Annotated in this window: 17 protein-coding genes and 1 pseudogene; 7 read left to right on the top strand and 11 right to left on the bottom strand. The window is 58.2% G+C overall.

Annotated elements, in window-relative coordinates; all coding sequences use genetic code 11:
• Positions 1-200, top strand: a 200-nt coding sequence (locus tag DYI20_RS11635) for a transposase (RefSeq protein WP_136090121.1), incomplete at its 5' end; no start/stop codon positions are given.
• 63 nt (positions 201-263) lie between these two features.
• On the opposite strand, the gene DYI20_RS12415 is transcribed toward DYI20_RS11635, so the two are convergent.
• From DYI20_RS12415 to DYI20_RS11645, 3 genes are all read right to left on the bottom strand, one after another.
• Positions 264-401 (bottom strand): hypothetical protein, encoded by a 138-nt coding sequence (locus tag DYI20_RS12415; protein ID WP_158278402.1) that lies wholly within the window; start codon positions 399-401, stop codon positions 264-266.
• A 98-nt stretch (positions 402-499) separates the two neighbouring features.
• On the bottom strand, positions 500-1,450 hold the full coding sequence (locus tag DYI20_RS11640) for a UTP--glucose-1-phosphate uridylyltransferase (RefSeq protein WP_122549546.1): 951 nt from the start codon (positions 1,448-1,450) through the stop codon (positions 500-502).
• Positions 1,447-2,772 carry a UDP-glucose dehydrogenase family protein gene (locus tag DYI20_RS11645; RefSeq protein WP_122549547.1) on the bottom strand — a complete coding sequence of 442 codons (1,326 nt, stop codon included), beginning with the start codon at positions 2,770-2,772 and terminating at the stop codon, positions 1,447-1,449. The genes DYI20_RS11640 and DYI20_RS11645 overlap by 4 nt, the downstream gene beginning before the upstream one ends.
• Positions 2,773-3,001: 229 nt before the next feature.
• Between DYI20_RS11645 and DYI20_RS11650 the strand changes: the two genes are divergently transcribed.
• Positions 3,002-4,186: a glycosyltransferase family 4 protein gene (locus DYI20_RS11650; RefSeq protein ID WP_110110541.1), complete on the top strand. Its 1,185-nt coding sequence runs from the start codon at positions 3,002-3,004 to the stop codon at positions 4,184-4,186.
• Between the two features lie 67 nt (positions 4,187-4,253).
• Here DYI20_RS11650 and DYI20_RS11655 read toward each other — a convergent pair whose 3' ends face one another.
• Complete coding sequence (locus DYI20_RS11655; protein WP_110099959.1) at positions 4,254-4,745, bottom strand: SRPBCC family protein; 492 nt, start codon at positions 4,743-4,745, stop codon at positions 4,254-4,256.
• A gap of 205 nt (positions 4,746-4,950) precedes the next feature.
• Here DYI20_RS11655 and DYI20_RS11660 point away from each other — a divergent pair, with 205 nt between their 5' ends.
• A complete protein-coding gene (locus DYI20_RS11660; protein WP_122549548.1) occupies positions 4,951-6,711 on the top strand; it encodes an HNH endonuclease signature motif containing protein in 1,761 nt (586 codons plus the stop codon).
• Between the two features lie 34 nt (positions 6,712-6,745).
• Here DYI20_RS11660 and DYI20_RS11665 read toward each other — a convergent pair whose 3' ends face one another.
• The 5 genes from DYI20_RS11665 to DYI20_RS11685 form a co-directional block, all read right to left on the bottom strand.
• Positions 6,746-9,271: an ATP-dependent Clp protease ATP-binding subunit gene (locus DYI20_RS11665; RefSeq protein ID WP_122549549.1), complete on the bottom strand. Its 2,526-nt coding sequence runs from the start codon at positions 9,269-9,271 to the stop codon at positions 6,746-6,748.
• An 83-nt stretch (positions 9,272-9,354) separates the two neighbouring features.
• Complete coding sequence (locus DYI20_RS11670; RefSeq protein WP_110099956.1) at positions 9,355-9,657, bottom strand: histone-like nucleoid-structuring protein Lsr2; 303 nt, start codon at positions 9,655-9,657, stop codon at positions 9,355-9,357.
• A gap of 158 nt (positions 9,658-9,815) precedes the next feature.
• Entirely contained in the window at positions 9,816-10,007 is a 192-nt protein-coding gene (locus DYI20_RS11675) for a hypothetical protein (protein WP_110099955.1), read from the bottom strand.
• 2 nt (positions 10,008-10,009) lie between these two features.
• The gene (lysS, locus tag DYI20_RS11680; protein WP_110101574.1) at positions 10,010-11,506 is read right to left on the bottom strand and encodes a lysine--tRNA ligase; all 1,497 of its coding nucleotides are present in this window, start codon (positions 11,504-11,506) and stop codon (positions 10,010-10,012) included.
• Between the two features lie 6 nt (positions 11,507-11,512).
• A complete protein-coding gene (locus tag DYI20_RS11685; protein WP_158278403.1) occupies positions 11,513-12,403 on the bottom strand; it encodes a LysR family transcriptional regulator in 891 nt (296 codons plus the stop codon).
• A gap of 104 nt (positions 12,404-12,507) precedes the next feature.
• Here DYI20_RS11685 and gabT point away from each other — a divergent pair, with 104 nt between their 5' ends.
• The gene (gabT, locus tag DYI20_RS11690) at positions 12,508-13,809 is read left to right on the top strand and encodes a 4-aminobutyrate--2-oxoglutarate transaminase (protein ID WP_122549550.1); all 1,302 of its coding nucleotides are present in this window, start codon (positions 12,508-12,510) and stop codon (positions 13,807-13,809) included.
• A 20-nt stretch (positions 13,810-13,829) separates the two neighbouring features.
• Here the strand turns inward: gabT and DYI20_RS11695 are convergent, their stop codons facing one another.
• Positions 13,830-14,729: an IS982 family transposase gene (locus DYI20_RS11695; RefSeq protein WP_110101577.1), complete on the bottom strand. Its 900-nt coding sequence runs from the start codon at positions 14,727-14,729 to the stop codon at positions 13,830-13,832.
• A gap of 117 nt (positions 14,730-14,846) precedes the next feature.
• Between DYI20_RS11695 and DYI20_RS11700 the strand changes: the two genes are divergently transcribed.
• From DYI20_RS11700 to DYI20_RS12705, 3 genes and pseudogenes are all read left to right on the top strand, one after another.
• Entirely contained in the window at positions 14,847-15,410 is a 564-nt protein-coding gene (locus tag DYI20_RS11700; RefSeq protein ID WP_110099950.1) for a vWA domain-containing protein, read from the top strand.
• Between the two features lie 99 nt (positions 15,411-15,509).
• Positions 15,510-16,589: pseudogene (locus tag DYI20_RS13000) on the top strand (zinc-ribbon domain-containing protein); the annotation flags it as partial.
• Positions 16,590-16,770: 181 nt separating this feature from the next.
• Positions 16,771-17,016 (top strand): hypothetical protein, encoded by a 246-nt coding sequence (locus DYI20_RS12705; protein WP_146206823.1) that lies wholly within the window; start codon positions 16,771-16,773, stop codon positions 17,014-17,016.
• 111 nt (positions 17,017-17,127) lie between these two features.
• Here DYI20_RS12705 and DYI20_RS11710 read toward each other — a convergent pair whose 3' ends face one another.
• Positions 17,128-17,592 carry a hypothetical protein gene (locus DYI20_RS11710; protein WP_110100103.1) on the bottom strand — a complete coding sequence of 155 codons (465 nt, stop codon included), beginning with the start codon at positions 17,590-17,592 and terminating at the stop codon, positions 17,128-17,130.
• Between the last annotated feature and the right edge of the window lie 587 nt (positions 17,593-18,179).

Raw genomic sequence — 18,179 nt, forward strand, 5'->3', positions numbered from 1 at the left:
GGACGCTGAAGAAAAGGGCGGCAGACATCCTGGCCTACTTCGACCGCCCCGGAACCTCCAACGGACCCACCGAGGCCATCAACGGACGACTCGAACACCTGCGCGGATCCGCCCTGGGCTTCCGGAACCCAACCAACTACATCGCCAGGTCCTTGCTCGAGAGCGGAGGATTCAAGCCCCGTCTACACCCTCGATTGTGAAGAGCCATTAAAGCCAGAAGCCGGCGAGAAGATCTCTCGCCGGCTTCCGAAACGCGCGATCACTTATTTCTTCTTGGCGTCCTTCTTGTCGTCGTTGTTGTTGTCGTCACCCAAGAACTTGTCCTGAGCCTTGTCGACAGCGTCGTTGATCTTATCGCCGTGTTGGTTCTTCAGGTCGTTCAATTTATCTCCAAGTCCCATGATCACTCCTCAAGATTGGTTATCAAGGATAGTGCCATGCTAAACATGCCGTTGCCGGCACTGTCTACCGCTGACACCTTGGCTCGCGCCACAACGTCCTATGAGTTTCCTGAACCGTTGCTGTCTGCCTCCGGTGTCTGCAAGTGGTGCACGTAGTCCACCAACCACTCGCGCAACTCGGGCCCCAACTGGGGGTGTTTCAGCGATAATTCCACGTTCGCCTTGGCATATTCCACCTTATTACCGGTGTCATAGCGCCGACCGTGGTGCACCACGGCGACCACTCCTCCGTATGCGGCGGGATTGTCGGCCATGGTCACCAGCGCATCGGTCAGCTGAATCTCGCCACCGGTACCGGTGCCGGTCTCTTTGAGCACCTCGAAGACCTTCGGCGAGAGCACATACCGACCAATCACCGCCAACTGAGACGGCGCCTGCTCCGGGGCGGGTTTTTCGACCATGGTGTCCACCCACAGTGCTTCCCGCCCATAACGGGTGAGCAACGGATCAGCCTCCGTGGCCGGAGCAATCACACCGTAGGAGCTGACCTGCTCGGCCGGAACCGGCTGGACCGCCACCACCGAGGCGCCGGTCTGCTCGTGGACCTGCAACATTTCGGTCAACAGCGCCCCGCCCTGATCGATCAGGTCATCGCCGAGCAACACTGCAAAGGACGCACCACGCACGTGGTGAGCGGCCTGAGCGACCGCATCCCCGAGCCCGGCCGGTTCACGCTGTCGCACATAGTGGAAGGTGGCCAGATCGGTAATGGCCTGCACCTGTGCGAGCATCTCGGTTTTCCCCTTGCGCTCCAGCGTGTCCTCGAGTTCCGCCACGCGATCGAAGTGATTGACCAGGGGGTCCTTATTGCGACCCACCACAAACAACACGTCGGTCAGTTCAGCATCCACGGCCTCCTCGACCACGTGCTGGATCGCGGGACGATCCACCACCGGCAACATCTCTTTGGGCAAGGCCTTCGTGGCCGGTAGGAATCGCGTTCCCAATCCTGCCGCGGGAATCACCGCGGTAATCACGGGCTTGGTCACGAGGTAACCTCCTTCGCTGTCTTTTCGCGGGTCTGGGCGCTGCGGCCCATCCCCAGGTAGTGGAATCCTGCAGCCGTCCACGCGTCCATATCCAGCGCATTGCGGCCGTCCAGCACGATCCGGCCGGTCATCGACCGTGCGATCGTGCGTGGATCCACCTCGGTGAATTCTTTCCATTCGGTCAGCACCGCCACCGCGTCGGCCTCCACCAGGCACGAGGCCAGATCATCGAGGACTCGAGCCTGTGGTAGTGCAACGCGCAAATTCTCCCCGGCCTGGGGGTCATACATACTCACCCGCGCCCCGGCATCGATCAGCTGTTGAGCCACCGCCACGGCCGGCGAATCCCGCACATCATCGCTATCAGGCTTGAAGGCCCCACCCAGCACCGCGATGCGAGCGCCGTTGAGCTTGAGCACCCCGGCCAGTTTCTCCACCGCCCGGGTGCGAGCACGCTGATTGACCGCATCCACTTCCGACAGGGTGCCCAGCGCCTCCTCCAATCCGAGCTGTTCGGCCCGATCCTGGAAAGCCCGAATATCCTTGGGCAAACAGCCTCCACCAAACCCAATCCCGGCGCGCAAGAACTTCCGACCGATCCGGTCATCGTGGCCCAGCGCTTCGGCCAGGGTGGTCACATTGGCCCCGGTGGCGTCGCAAATCTCGGCCATGGCGTTAATAAAGGAGATTTTGGTGGCCAAAAACGAGTTGGCGGCGACTTTCACCAGTTGCGCGGTGGCAGCGTCGGTGATCATCCGCGGCACGCCGTCTTCCAAAAGCTGTGCATACACCTGATCCAGGGTGTCTGCGGCTCCGGGCGTCATCGTCCCGTACACCAGCCGATCCGGGTGCAACGTGTCCTGGATGGCGAATCCTTCCCGCAAAAACTCCGGGTTCCACACCAGACCGAATCCAGCCGGCACTACCCGCTCGGCCAGCGACTCGGCGGTCCCGACCGGCACCGTGGACTTACCGGCGATCAAGCTACCGGGCTGGGCTTGTTCCAGCACAGTGTCCACCGCCTGATTGACGTAGCTTAAATCCGCGCCCCGTCCCGCACTGAGTTGCGGGGTGCCCACGCAAATAAAGTGCACCTCGGTCTGCTTGATCTCAGCGGGATCGGTCGAAAAGCTCAGACGGTCGCCTAGCTGGCGGGCGATCAGCTCACTCAGCCCGGGCTCGTAGAACGGAAGCTTCCCACTGACAAAGCCATTAATACGGCGCTCGTCCACATCAATACCGACGACCTCGTGGCCCAGCTCGGCCATGCACGCAGCGTGCACCGCCCCCAGGTAGCCACAGCCAATCACCGAAATTTTCACGGGTTTGACGACCTCTCTTCACGATTCATCAGCCGGCGCGGTCACGCCGTGCCACACGATTAAAGCCCCTGCCGGTCACCAACGATCAAGTCCCGTTTGATCTCAAAGCAACTGTCAGGTGTCCATCGGGTTAACGACCGGCCGGGTTCATCGAGTATTTACATACCCGTCAGCCTTGGGCTACCTCATCGTGACTACGCGGTCGTTCGCGCCCGTCATCCTGGGAGGTATGAGAATTCAGTTCGTTGCCGAGTCCTTTCTGCCCCTGATGAACGGGGTCACCAATTCAATTCTCAGGGTCGCCGATCACTACGCGGCCACCGGCCATGATCTGTCGATCATCGCCCCCAAACAACGCGGGGCGCAGAAGTTTTGGAAGGCCTCCAACGGCCGAAAGATCCGGATTCGCCACGTCTCCTCGATCCCGCTGGCCGGATACACCAGCGTACGCATTGCCACCACCAACGTCGCTCAACTCAAGCGCCGGATCCTGGACTTCGACCCAGATGTCATCCACCTGGCCTCCCCCGCCGTGCTGGGACGCACCGCCGGCATCGCCGCCCACAAGCTCGATATCCCCACCGTGGCCGTCTACCAGACCGACGTGCCCGGCTACACGGCCAAGTACGGGTTGGCCCTGCTGGAACATACCGCCTGGCAGGTGTTGCGCGATCTGCACAACCGCGCTGATCTGACCCTGGCCCCCTCCACTGCCACGCTGAAGCAGCTCGACGACCACGGCTTCCAGCGCTTGAACCTTTGGCGTCGCGGTGTGGATTTCTCCAATTTCTCCCCCGATCTAGCCAAGCCGAAGTTGCGAGCCAAGCTCACCGGGGACGATCCGGACCAGCGCATTGTGATCTACATCGGCCGTCTGGCCCCGGAGAAGCAGGTCGAGGACCTGAAGATCATCCACGATATGCCAAACGTGAAGCTGGTTGTCGTCGGCGATGGTCCGGAAAAGTCCACGTTGCGGAAGCTGATGCCCAACGCCTACTTCCCGGGTTTCAAATCCGGAAAGGAACTGGGTGAACTGCTGGCCACCGCCGATCTATTCATTCACCCCGGCGAGCTGGAGACCTTCTGCCAGACCATCCAGGAAGCCATGGCCTCGGGACTACCAGCCATCGCTCCCCGCGCTGGCGGACCGGTCGATCTGATCACACCGGGCCACACCGGGTGGCTGTACACCCCGGGCGATCTGAACCAGCTGCGCGATTACGCCTACGATCTGCTGTTCGACGACACGAAGCGCGCCTACTTCGGCCATGCCGCCCAGGATTCCGTCCGCAAGCGGTCCTGGCCGGTGTTGGCCGAACAGCTCATGGGCTACTACCACCAAGCCATTGAACACCGATCATATCGGGGCTCAGACTCCGCCACCAAAGGCCACTCGATCACCTCGGAGTTCTAGCCCGCAACACACAGCACGGCACCCAGGCCAGCAGGCACCGGGCGCCGTCGTGTATCAAGGAGTTTCTTTATTCGGATTCTGGCCCGACGATCGCGGCCAGATTATTCAGCGAGCCCTCGAGCTGTTCCTCAGTGAACAGCGGGAACAAGTTCTTGGCCAGCAGGTCCTGATCGGTGACCTGCGACCAGTCGTAGGTCAGCGTCACGCGGGTCTGATCTGAGTCGAGCGGCTCGAGCTCGTAGATCCACTGCCAACCTGGAGGCTCGGTTCCGGCCGGAGCGGTCTTCCAGCCTAGTAGCTGGTTTTCGTCGTAGGCCACCACGTGGTTATCAGTTTTATAGTCACCACCCATGTGATCGCCAGTCATGTTCATGCGGAACACATCGCCGACCTGCTGAATTCGGTCGGTCTTATCTTCGGAGACGACGGTGCTGGTGCCATCAATACGAGCGTGATTATCCGGCAGAGTCAGCACCTGGAAAATTTCCTTATTCGGTGCATCAATAATACGGCTGACCTGGATTTGAGTTTCACCATGTGCGGTTTGATTTGTCGTCATATCTCTCACGTTAACGAGCTCATCGGTCAATGTCGAGACGTGGACTGTGGATTCACAGCGGATCACCAGCTCGATGTCATCTTCTCATCCACAGTTGGCATCTGCACCACATAATAGAACACAGTTTCGATAGTCTAGAAAGCAATCGATCAGCGCTGCGGATGACACCCGCAGATCCATCGTCGAACGAACCGAGGAGGTGGCCATGCCGACACCGGATCTGAGCTTCGTCGATCTCGATCAGTTGCGCGCTGCCACCTTTGGACAGAAGGCTGAGCTGGTCAAACTCGTCATGACTGAATTGGCAACAGATTTCCAAGCTCCTGACGCCTATGACCAGTTGGCCAGATGGCGCGAAGATCATGGCTGTGCGGAATGGAATTCCCATCTGGCTGCTGAGAAAACACCGACCACGCTCATTCCACCGGCCAATATTCATGATTCCTTGCCGACCTTGCACCACACCACACAGCAGGTCGCCAGAAGCCTGGATCATGTTCATGCGCTCTTGACTGGATTCACCACCCGCGCGACCGCCACGGCGGAGGAACAACAGGCTGTTTTAGGGATTCCCCGCACTGCTCGCGGGTTTAAGAATGAGAAAAAATACCTCACCGATCGCACCGGGGTTGGGTCCGCCGATGCTCAGCAACATATCGAGCGTTCCAAGTATCTGAGCCCACCAGCCCCACCTATTTCCGGGGGCCCGGCTCCAAAAGTGGAGTTCCCCGCCCTTGGTGACGCTTTTCGCTCCGGAAAACTCCCCACCGCTAGCATGGATCGACTCATTCGCCTGATCAAAGAGATTCGTCGCTACGGCGCCCAAACGTCAACTCCAACCACGCTGGTGGAGAAGGTTCTCGAAGAAGCGATTCCGGTTTTGACTGACCAGGCGAGTCAGATGTCGGTCAATGACTTCGCCAAAACCTGTAAGGATTGGAAACCCAAGCTGTGCTTCTTTCTCGACCAAGATGGACCGGCACCGGAAGAAGTGCTGGAGCCCCAACGAGGCACCGATCAGTTCTGGGTTAAACCTCGTCATGATGGCGGTGTCGATTTCGGTGGCACCGCTTACGGGCACTATGCCGAGCTGCTGGCCACCATCGACCATGCGGCGAATAACTTCGCGGTGATGAAAACTAAGGTCGGTACCACCGGTACTAAGGCACCTGAGAACCCTATTCTGACAGCGCTCAAGGCAAACTTCCCGGAATTGGACCCGTCGACCATCGTCAGCATTGACGAGCAACATCGTGAGCGGCTCTATTCCGAACAGGCTCTTTTCGATACTCGAGCGCGGGCTCAGCGTAGCTTTGATGCTCTCTTCGGCGTCTTGCTGGCGGGAATTGCGCTGGGCAAAAACAAGACCGGACTTCCCCACACGCGAGGCCAAGCCACCAAGGTCCACATCACGATGGACTACGAGACGTTCTCTCACCAACTGGCGCATCGATATCAGCTCGATGACGACCAGCGACGATCTTCTTTAGACGCCTTCTACACCACCCACCGAGGAACTCCAACCACACCGAAGGGCCACAAATTCCGCTCCGAAGGACAATTCATCGGCACCGTCCACCCACAAAGACTCAGGGCGGCTGTGTGTGATGCCGGAATCATCCCGCATGTTCTGGGAGCAGAAAATGAAGTGTTGGACTTAGGACGCGAGAAAAGAGAATTCTCTGGGGCACAGCATCGCGCTCTCATCGCCCGAGACCAAGGTTGCGCCGCTCCGGGGTGCACTATGCCTGCGGCCTGGTGCCAGATTCACCATATTGTCGAGTGGGAGAACGGCGGGCACACAGACATCAATAATGCGGTGCTACTGTGTAGCGCCCACCACGTGGATGTACATACCACGAAGTGGACGATCGACCGCATCGACGAGCACGGAGTGTGGTTTGTTCCAGCGCCGTGGCTGGATCCCGATCCATCCCCTCGACGCAATGCCTACCGGAAACACTAAGGCCGCCACCGAGTGCGGTGACGGCCTTGAGTGCTTAGGCTTCGAGAGCTTCCCGCTCGGGAGCGGCGTCCAACTCCGAATCTCCCTCCACCGGGGTGAAGGTCAATTCTGCGTCAACTCCTTCGCCGGTGGTAGAGATCATGATCTTGGATCCGGCCGGAATATCACCGAACAAGATCTTTTCGGAGAGTTGATCTTCCACCAACTGTTGCACGGTACGACGCAATGGACGAGCACCCATCGCGGGATCGTAGCCACGATCGGCCAACAGGTTCTTGGCTGCTTGATCGAGCTCGACCGAAAGGTTCTGCTCGAGCAAACGGGCCTGGAGCCGGTCTACAAACAGGTCCACGATCTGCACGATCTCGTCCTTGGACAGCTGTGGGAAGACGATGACGTCGTCAACGCGGTTGAGGAACTCGGGACGGAATTGCTGACGCAGTTCTTCCTGGACTTTGCCCTTCATCCGTTCGTAACCGGTAGTGGTATCGGAGGCGGATTGGAAACCGGTCATCACACCCTTGGAGATATCGCGAGTACCCAAGTTGGTGGTCATGATAATCACGGTGTTCTTGAAGTCCACGACCCGGCCCTGGGAGTCGGTCAGACGACCATCTTCCAGAATCTGCAACAACGAGTTGAATAGGTCGGCGTGGGCCTTTTCCACCTCGTCAAACAGCACCACGGAGAACGGCTTGCGACGAACCTTTTCGGTGAGTTGGCCACCTTCTTCGTAACCGACATATCCCGGAGGGGCGCCGAACAAGCGAGACACGGTGTGCTTTTCTTGGAACTCCGACATATCCAGAGTAACCAGCGAGTCCTGGTCACCGAAAAGGAATTCGGCCAGGGCCTTGGCCAGCTCGGTCTTACCCACCCCGGTAGGTCCGGCGAAGATAAACGAACCGGACGGACGGTTGGGGTCCTTCAGGCCGGCACGGGTGCGACGGATCGCCCGAGATAGCGACTTGACCGCTTCGTCTTGGCCAATGACGCGCTTGTGCAATTCGGCTTCCATATTGCGCAACCGGTCGGTTTCGGACTCGGTGAGCTTGAAGACCGGGATACCGGTGGATTTCGCCAGAACCTCGGCGATCAGATCTTCATCGACTTCGGCAATACCGTCGGTTGCTTCCTTGCGCCACTGATCCTCGCGCTCATTGCGCTCCTGTTGCAATTTCTGTTCTTTATCGCGCAGGCTGGCAGCACCTTCGAAGTCCTGGCCGTCAATGGCGGCTTCTTTCTCCTTGCGGACTTCTGCAATCTTGGCGTCGAATTCTTTAATCTCGTCAGGAGTCGACATCCGTTGAATGCGCAACCGGGCACCGGCTTCATCGATCAGATCGATCGCCTTATCCGGCAGGAAGCGATCGGAAATATAGCGATCGGCCAAAGTAGCAGCTGCTTGCAACGCATCTTCGGTGATGGAGACCTTGTGGTGTGCCTCGTAGCGGTCGCGCAGACCACGCAGGATCTCTACGGAATCTGCGACCGATGGCTCGTCCACCTGGATCGGCTGGAAACGACGTTCCAGAGCAGCGTCTTTTTCAATGTGCTTGCGGTACTCATCCAAGGTGGTCGCACCGATCGTCTGCAACTCACCACGAGCCAACATGGGCTTCAAGATGGAAGCTGCGTCAATGGCACCTTCAGCGGCACCGGCGCCGACCAGCGTGTGGATCTCATCGATAAACAGGATGATGTCACCGCGAGTGCGAATTTCTTTCAGGACCTTCTTCAGCCGCTCTTCGAAATCACCACGGTAGCGGGAGCCGGCAACCAGTGAGCCCAAGTCCAGGGTGTAGAGCTGCTTGTCGGTCAGACTCTCAGGTACATCGCCACGCACAATGGCTTGGGCCAGTCCCTCAACCACGGCGGTCTTACCAACGCCGGGCTCACCGATCAGGACCGGGTTATTCTTGGTGCGCCGTGAAAGGACCTGCATGACGCGCTCCATCTCGTGGGCACGACCGATGACCGGATCCAACTGAGATTCGCGAGCAGCAGCGGTCAGGTTCCGACCAAACTGGTCCAGCACCACCGAGCCGGACGGGGATCCGTCGGATCCGCCACCGGGGCCGGCAACACCAACGCCTTGGGCTTCTTTTCCTTGGCCACCTTCCTGGTAACCGGACAGCAACTGGATCACCGTTTGGCGTACGCGGTTCAGATCTGCACCGAGCTTGACCAGTACCTGGGCTGCCACGCCTTCACCCTCGCGGATCAGACCCAGCAGAATGTGCTCGGTGCCGATGTAGTTGTGCCCCAGCTGCAAGGCCTCACGCAAAGACAGTTCCAGGACTTTCTTGGCACGGGGAGTAAAGGGAATATGTCCCGGAGGGGCTTGCTGCCCCTGGCCGATGATTTCTTGAACTTGTTCGCGCACTGCGCCCAGGGAAATGCTCATCGATTCCAGGGCCTTGGCGGCGACGCCGTCGCCCTCATGGATCAGACCCAGCAAAATATGCTCGGTGCCGATGTAGCTGTGGTTGAGCATCCGCGCTTCTTCTTGTGCGAGCACAACCACGCGCCGAGCGCGGTCGGTGAATCTCTCAAACATGTGCACATCTCCTTGCTGACTATTGCTCTCGATCCTACTGTCCAATAACCAGTTCGTTGATGGCTGTTCGCGTGTGGGGGAACCTAACGTTTATGCGCGTTCCGGTAGGCCTCTTCAATATCCCGATGGAGGCGACCACGACGGGAGACGTTATAACCGTTCTTTCTGGCCCATTCCCGAATTTTTGCTGCTTCATTTCCAGGAGCCGGTGGCGCAATCGATTCCGCTTTGCGGATATAGGGCTTCAGCAATTTTCGGAAAGCGTCGGCATTCTCTTTCGACAGATCAATTTGATAATGGCGACCGTCAAATCCGAAGATTAAGGTCTCATCGGCCGGTGAACCATCTAAATCATCGATCAAAACAACTTCGGTTTTGCGTGCCATTTGTATCCTCAATTCGCCGTAAATGGTGTTTGACAGCTGTTGAGAATAAGTCTAGAGCAGTTATTGCTCTGGATAAACCTTGAAAAGTAATTTATGTCTAATATTTCACCGGATTCACATGGAATATCGTTCCCAGGACAGGCGTGACGAAGACTGGCTCAGTTCTGCCCGGTATCGGATTTCTCAGCCTTAGCACGTGCCCACTCCTGGGCCTCTTCTTCTTCAGCGCGCGCTTTGGCAGAGCGTTCCTTGGCGTCGCCACGAAATAATGAATGCATGACGAGCCAAAAAATCAGCCCCACCCCGATCGACGGGGCCAGAACTGAGAAATACTCCCAGAAAGTTTCCATTTTTAGGCCTCAGGTTTCAGCAGAGGGAACAAAATTGTCTCTCGAATTCCCGCACCGGTCAGTAACATGACCAATCGATCAATGCCCATACCCAAGCCACCCATGGGGGGCGCACCATATTCCAAGGCGCGCAGGAAATCCTCGTCGAGTTGCATGGCTTCTTCATCACCGGCTGCAGCTGCCAAGGATTGGGCGGTCAAGCGTTCGCGCTGAATCACCGGGTCGATCAGCTCCGAAAAGGCCGTGCCGATCTCGGTCCCGCCGATAATCAGGTCCCATGCTTCGATAACGCGGGGCTCTTCCGGGTGGGGGGAGGCCAGTGGCTGGGCCGAGGGCGGGTAGTGATAGACGAAGGTGGGATTGATCAGTGTGGGTTCGACGATCTCACCGAAGAGTTCAATCACCAGCTTCTCCGCGTCCCACTTCTCATCGATGGAGACCTGGTGTTTTTCGGCGATCTCACGCAAGGTCGCCACATCGGTATCGGGGGTGATCTGCTGACCGACGGCCTCAGACAGGCCGGGGTAGACCTCGATCCAGTTCCAGTCGCCTGACAGATCGGCAGTACCACGTGGGGTCTCGATGTGGTGGCCCAGACCGACGGCGTCCACGGCACGCAGGATAATGGTCTTAATCCGTTCGGCCATTCCATACATATCGGAGTAGGCCTCATAGGCCTCGACGGTGGTGAACTCCGGGGAGTGGGTCGAGTCGACACCTTCGTTGCGGAAGACTTTTCCGATCTCAAAAACGCGATCGATACCACCGACCACAGCACGCTTGAGGTAGAGCTCGGTGGCGATGCGCAGGGTCATGTTTTGATCAAAAGCGTTCAGATGGGTTTCGAAGGGGCGAGCCTGGGCGCCACCGTGGACCAGTTGCAAGATGGGCGTTTCGATCTCGGTGTAGTCGGCATCTTCAAGCGTCCGGCGCACCGCGCGGGTAATCGCCGCCCGTTTGTGCACCATTTCGCGGGCTTCGGGGCGCACGATCAGATCCGCGTAACGCTGGCGGACTCGGGTCTCTTCGTTCAGGTCGGCGAAGAGTACCGGCAGAGGGTTCAGTGCCTTAGAGGCCATCTGCCAGGTGTCAACCATAATCGACAGTTCCCCGCGGCGAGAGGAGATGATCTCACCGGTGACCGCGAGGTGATCGCCCAGATCGACCAGGTGCTTATAATCAGCCAGCGCTTCTGCGCCGACTCTAGCTTGGGAGAGCATCACTTGCAGGCGCACACCGGATCCGTCAGATCCGCCTTCCTGCAACGCCGCAAAGCACAGCTTGCCGGAGTTGCGCTGGAAGACGACGCGACCGGCGACCGAGACGATCTGGCCGGTTTCGGCACCGGCTTCCAAGTCGCTGTAGTGGTCGCGAATGTATTCCAGGGTATGCGTGCGAGGCACCTGGTGCGGATAGGCCGGAACCCCGGCCTGCAGAAGTTCTGCGCGCTTATTGCGACGCACCTGGCGCTGGTCACGGGTATCTGAAGGGGTGCTCACAGGTGTTCAGTCTAGCGAAGGGTATTTCTGTGTGCAGAATACGGCTAATTGGTGAACGAATTCTGCGATCTCTCGGCGGGCATAATGATCGGGTTTCACCATGGCACACAATTCCATCGACAACGGTTGGCCCCGGTGGATGATCCGCAACGGTTTCAGCCCGAAGGCTGGGTCATCGGTGACGACCGCGACACCACCGCCGGTGGCGACCAGGGCTTGGGCGACCTGTCCCGAGTTGGTCTCTTGTACCTGGTGGAGCACGAGGTTCTCCAGTTCCAAGGCGGCGTCGAGTTTCCGGCGAGCGGCGAAATTCCGGGTGGGGACCGACAGGGATTCTTCGGTCAGTTCGGCCAGCTCAATCTCGGTGCGCGAGGCCCACCGATGGGTGCTTGCCACATGGGCCCAGACCGGCAGGTTCAGCAACTCGGTACTGGTGACAGTGTCATCGGGTTCGGCCGGGAAGATCACCACGTCGTGGGTTTCCACCGCCTCACGGATGCGTAAATCCAGGGCGGCTTCGGTGACCGAGGTGCGCGGGCGATCCGGGCCGAGGGTGGCCACAAACGGAATGATGATGTCGATCAGTGTGGTGCCCGGGGCGACCACGGACAACTCGCGAAGAGTGCCGTCACGCAGATAGGCCAGATGATGTCCGGCCTGATCGTGTTCTCTTAACAGGTGACGGGCGGTGGGCAGGAAAGCCCGACCCGCTGAGGTGAGCGCCAAGCCTGGGCCACGGCGTTCCAACAGCTGAATCTCATGGTCGCGTTGTAATTTCTGCAACCGGCGCGTCAGAGCCGGCTGGGTGATCGATAGCTGGTCGGCGGCCTCGGAGACCGAGCCGGCATCGGCCACGGCGACAAATGCGTGGACATGGGACAGATCAAGACCAGTCATGCACGCTAAGCATAATTGATATGTTCGGGATCTATTAGACATGCATAGCTACCCGGGGTGACAATAGACACAAAACCAGTACCACATCACGGAAAGGAAGTGTTATGTCTGTTGAACAGTCCCGTCATCTGGTGACCGAGTTGCCCGGTCCGAAGGCGAAAGAATTAGCTGCCCGTCAGGCTCAGTACGTCTCACCTGCTGTGGCCTCATCGACCCCGACGTTCGCTGCGCAAGCCTTTGGCGGAATCATTGAAGACGTTGACGGCAACCGCTTGATCGACTTGGGCGCCGGTATTGCGGTGACCTCGGTGGGTGCTGCGCATCCGAAAGTGGTTCGCGCCGTGCAAGATCAGGTCGCCCACTTCACCCACACCTGTTTTATGGTGACTCCGTATGAGGGGTATGTGCAGCTGGCGGAGAAACTGGACCAGCTGGTGCCGATTGCGGGACAGACTCGGACGGTGTTGCTCAATTCCGGTGCTGAGGCGGTGGAGAACGCGGTCAAGATTGCCCGGGCGCACACCGGCCGTCAGGCGGTGGCGGCGTTTGATCACGCCTATCACGGTCGCACCACGCTGACCATGGCGCTGACGGCGAAGAATATGCCCTATAAGGATTCGTTCGGCCCGTTCGCCCCGGAGGTCTACCGTGTGCCCGGGTCTTATCCGTATCGGGATGGACTCGATGGCGCCCAGGCGGCCGAGCAGGCTATCGCACGTCTGGAGACCCAAGTGGGCGCGAAGAATCTGGCCGCGGTGATAATGGAACCGGTCCAGGGTGAGGGCGGATTTATTGTGCCGGCCGAGGGCTTTTTGCCTCGGATCGTGCAGTGGTGTCGGGACCACGGCATTGTGTTTATTGCCGATGAGGTGCAGACCGGTTTTGCTCGCACTGGGGCAATGTTTGCCTCCGAGATCGAAGGGATTGAGCCGGACCTGATCACCATGGCCAAGGGTATTGCCGGGGGCATGCCGCTTTCGGCGGTGACCGGTCGGGCGGAGATCATGGATTCGGTGCACGCCGGTGGTCTGGGTGGCACGTACGGTGGGAACCCGCCGGCCGTGGCTGCAGCGCTGGCCGCGATCGAGGTGTACGACGAGGAACAGCTGACCGCCAAGGCACAACGGATCGAGGAGATCATCACCGCGTTCTTCGATGATCCGCGGATCGGTGAGATCCGTGGTCGCGGGGCGATGATGGCTCTTGAGCTGGTGCACCCGCAGACCAAGCAGCCGGATGCACCCCTGGCCAAGAAGGTGGCCGCCGAGGCCGGCAAGCAGGGTGTGGTAACCCTGACCTGCGGGACTTACGGTAATGTCCTGCGGTTCCTGCCTCCACTGGTGATTGATGAAGACCTATTGCGTGAAGGCCTGGGCGTGGTCGCCGACGCGCTGAAGAACGCCTAGATGATTAATTCCTATTGATTTTAGTGGTCATAAGCGATCAGGGATCGTTTGTTGGGTGCTCCGATTTTCCAGTTGTGCCAGATGCCGGCGGCCATGGCCAGCAGTTTGGCCCCGATTTTGGCTAAGAGTCCCTGGATGGTGCGGGCACCGTGGTGTTCTAAGCCCAGTTGGCCTTTGAGCGTGTCGGAGATGGATTCGATCCATTGGCGGATGCCACCAAGATTACCGAATCGTGGGGTTTCGTCTTTGCGGTCTGGCCACAGCAGCCTGGCGTGCAAGTCGTCGGTGATGAAGGTTTCAAAGGCCTTGCCGGAGAAGCCTTTATCGCCCAGGATCACTTGGCCCTCGGTCAGTAAGTGGCGGCTGCCATCCAGCAGGGTTTGAGTGATGGCGCGTTCGCCCAGTTTGGGATTGCCCAGCCCCCAGATGACCGGCATCCCGTCGGGGGTGCTGATCAATACCAGGCGCATGCCCCAGAAGTATTCGTTATGTGCCGCACTAAATCCGTAACCGGCATGGCCGGCTAATCCTGAGCGTTGCACGGTTTGTTTGGACCGGCCACACGGGATCGGGGTGGCATCCAACAGACGCAGCACCTCGTGCCAGGTGTCGGTGTCTTTGGCCAAGGCCACCAGGGTGGTCTGGATGAGCCCAAAAGCGGCCCGGATCCGTTTGTTATATCCAGATTGCAAGGGGATATACGGAAACATATCGCGCAGATGTTCTCGGGCGTAGCGGACCCATTTGGCTTCCGAGGACTCTCCTCGAGTCAGGTGCTGGGCCACTGCCAAACACAACAGCTCGGCATCCGTGAGCTGGTGTTTGCGGCCACGCCGAACCGGTGGATCATAGGCCGGGATGACTTTATCGGTGATAAAAACGTACAGTGTTATCAGGAGGGTGTTGAGTTGTTTGTTCACAACATATGCTTAACACCCTCCAACCCGCTTTAACAGGCCCCACCGCCTCAAGCACGACGAACTATCCGAGCATGAACATCCCACCGCACCGCAACGGCAATTAGGAATTACTCATCTATGTGGGGTGACATCGGTGCCAACCAGCTTCGTGGTAAGGCCACGGAGACGCGGAAGGTGGAGTTCTGGAAGCAGTACCTCCAGGAGGCGCTGCACACGCGGCTTGTCCCAGGAGAGCGTCTCGAGCTTCGCACTGCGATCTGGTGGGATATTCGTCTTGGACGCGTAGGAGACGAAGAGACACAGAAGGTTGTGATTGCTGTGGATACCTCTGGTTCCATGCAGACCTCTGTGCTGAACTACATCGCTGACTTGGTGGGAGAAGAGGAGGACTTGGAAATTGTCTGGGTGGCCTTCGACAGTGAGTGCTACCCGTTCCAGCCAGGCGATACCTTCCGTGGAGGCGGAGGCACGTCTATCGTTGACGTGGAACGATACCTCGAGGACGAACTCAACCACGACTACGACGCCGTAGTTTGCGTCACCGACGGTTACTTCAATCCCGTTCCGCCGAAGGAAGACCCGGAAAAGTGGGTTTTCCTGATCACCCCGGGTGGTGATGGTGACTGGATGGATAATGCCGGCATGACGGTATACGACCTTGACATCGACCAGGAGATTTAACTCCCCAAACTAAACCCCCGAAGCAGCAATACTGCGTCGGGGGTTATCTCATGCCGCCGGCACTGTGTAGTTCTACAGGATAGAGAGGAATGCAAACCAGTGCCAAGAGGCAAAAAGGGGACGCACCCCAATCTGGAGGGACATTGCCCCGATGTCGCCGCAGAGTGGGACGAGGAGAGAAATGGCTTTCCAGCTAGCGAATGCTATATAGGTGCCGCACTAAAAGCGTGGTGGAAGTGCACAGAGCACGGACGCGCGTGGGCTGCCTATGTGATTTCACGGGTCAAGGGCGCGGGGTGCCCGTATTGCGCTGGCCGAAAAGCGTTGCCAGGATTCAACGACCTTGAGCTGAGGTTCCCTGAGATTGCTAAAGAATGGCACCCGACATGGAATGGTGACACAAGAGCCTGTGATGTCATCCCTGGGACTACGAAAAACTATTGGTGGCGTTGTCTAGAGCACGGCCATACCTGGAAAGCCACCCCTTCGAATCGAACTCGGAATGGCACTAAGTGCCCATATTGTACGGGCAGCAAGGCGTGGCCTGGGTTTAATGACCTGGAGACCCTGCGCCCTGATTTGGCCAAGCAGTGGAATACCAAGAAGAACGGCGGCCGTACTCCCGACACCGTAACTATGGGCAGCAAGACAAAGTTCTGGTGGACATGCGATCTGGGGCATGATTTCAAAATGCATGTCTATCGCAGGAGCCGAGGTGGAGGCTGTTACTACTGCTCGAATCAGAAACTCCTCAAAGGGTTCAACGACCTGGAAACAAAGCGACCTGACCTGCTTCCAGAGTGGGACTACGAAAAGAACAACAAGATCGGGCTACATCCGACAACCGTCTCACCGCACAGCCACAAAAAGGCTTGGTGGAAGTGCAGTAAAGGGCATTCCTACGATTGCACAATTGGCAACAGGTCCAACGGCAAGGGAACTGGGTGCCCTTACTGCTCAAATAAGCGAATCTTGATTGGCTTTAATGACCTGGAGACCACTGACCCAGTGATCGCAGCCCAGTGGCATCCGACCTTGAACGGTGACGACAAACCGACGGACGTGACACGCGGTTCTAGCCAGAAGAAGCGCTGGTGGGAATGCCCTGACAACAAGGAGCACATCTGGAAGGCAACACCTGCCCAGCGAACAGGCGTCTACTATGGGCAGGGCTGCCCAGAGTGTTCCTCCCGGCGCGCGTCCAACATCGAAGCTGATCTCCGCGAGCGTCTCACTAGCGGCCCGCTTGGCTTGCCCAACGCCAAACGAAAGCTGCGGTTATTCTGGCGTAAGAAAACGTACATGGAGGTCGACTTCCTCGGCCAGCTAGGAAACTCAGACACCCGAATTGTGGTCGAGTATGACGGCGAGTACTGGCACAGCAAGAAGGGATCATTCGAGCGAGACGCCGATAAAAACCCAGGCGTTGCTGGATGCGGGATACCTTGTCGTCCGGATCCGGGAGGAGAAGCTTCCGCACCTGGAGTTGGAGCATCCCAACTTGCTGCAGTTCAACCAACCCTGGAGCTACGACGACACGCATGCTGATGACATGGCACAGATCGTGGAGAAGTGGGCGAAGGGTCGATTCGCCTTGGCTGCATAGCTGGTCCTGCGCTACTGGACCGACCACTCAGTAACTCGTGGACTCCTAGCATTAGAAGTCCACGAGTTGCTGGCGGGCGGCGGGGCACGTTTTTTGCAGAACCGGGAGATGCTACGGGTCCGGGTAGTCCCGTTCGAGTTGCTGTGCGGTGATGCGGAAGGTCGCGCTCCACCATGATCCCTGCGACACGTCAAGTGCCATAGGAAGCAAGCTGGTTACCACGTCGATGTGCTCAGCGCCATCGTATTGGACGCCGTAACCACCCTCTGTCTCTTTCGCGTTGATGAGATGCCCGGGCAGATATACCCAGGTGCCACCAAACAGTCGGACGAGACCTTCACCCAGAAACCATTCATAGTAAGTGCGCATCTCGCTGCTCAGATCATTGGGACGATTGCCCCAACTTTCGAGAAACGCAACCTCCATTCGATTCAGTGATGCTGGTGCCCATGGGTTCTCTTCCGGCGCCGCAGGAAGCACTTCGATGTACTTCTGGGTGTTGATAAACTGGCGCGCCTGAGTCTGCCATTCCTTGATTCTTACAGAACTGGTGTCGGCTCCGATGTTGGTAGTCATGCGCGCACCAAGTACCAAGCGCTACCGCTTCGTTGGCATTCCAAGGTGTGGAAATCAGGGAACATGGCGTTATACGCCACCCGTGCTGCTTCACAGGCTGGTTTCGAAGTAAAGATTCGAATGACTGCACCCCACGCGATCTAGGGTTCGGCTACTAGTTCGTCGGTTTGCGCATCATCCGAGTGCTGCTCCGTGGCAGTAGGTGCTGTATTGGTCTGAGATTGCGCTAAAGCTGTGGGGGCGGATGTCATGCCAAGACCGGCTATGAGAAGGCCGATCAGGAGAATCTAGAAGAGTGTTTTGGATCTCGTGTCGGATCCGGTATTCGGAGTATCGTGAGTAAGTTCCATTTTCAACTTGATATGCCTTTCTCGTGAGGGGCGGCAGTGGCGATCCATAAAGATTCGCCACTGCGAAACTACCAAAGGTGATCGTGCGAGGGTGTCAGATTGTTTGTGTACAGAGTCATCGATGAGAGGACATGATGATGACCATGACAGATGATCGTGTTGATCAGCCTGGTGGGGCTGATGTTGTTGCGCAGTTGAAGGCCAGTGGCGCCTTGGACGAGCTTTTCGCTCGGATCG

Source organism: Auritidibacter ignavus, assembly GCF_003703835.1.
Lineage (GTDB): Bacteria > Actinomycetota > Actinomycetes > Actinomycetales > Micrococcaceae > Auritidibacter > Auritidibacter ignavus.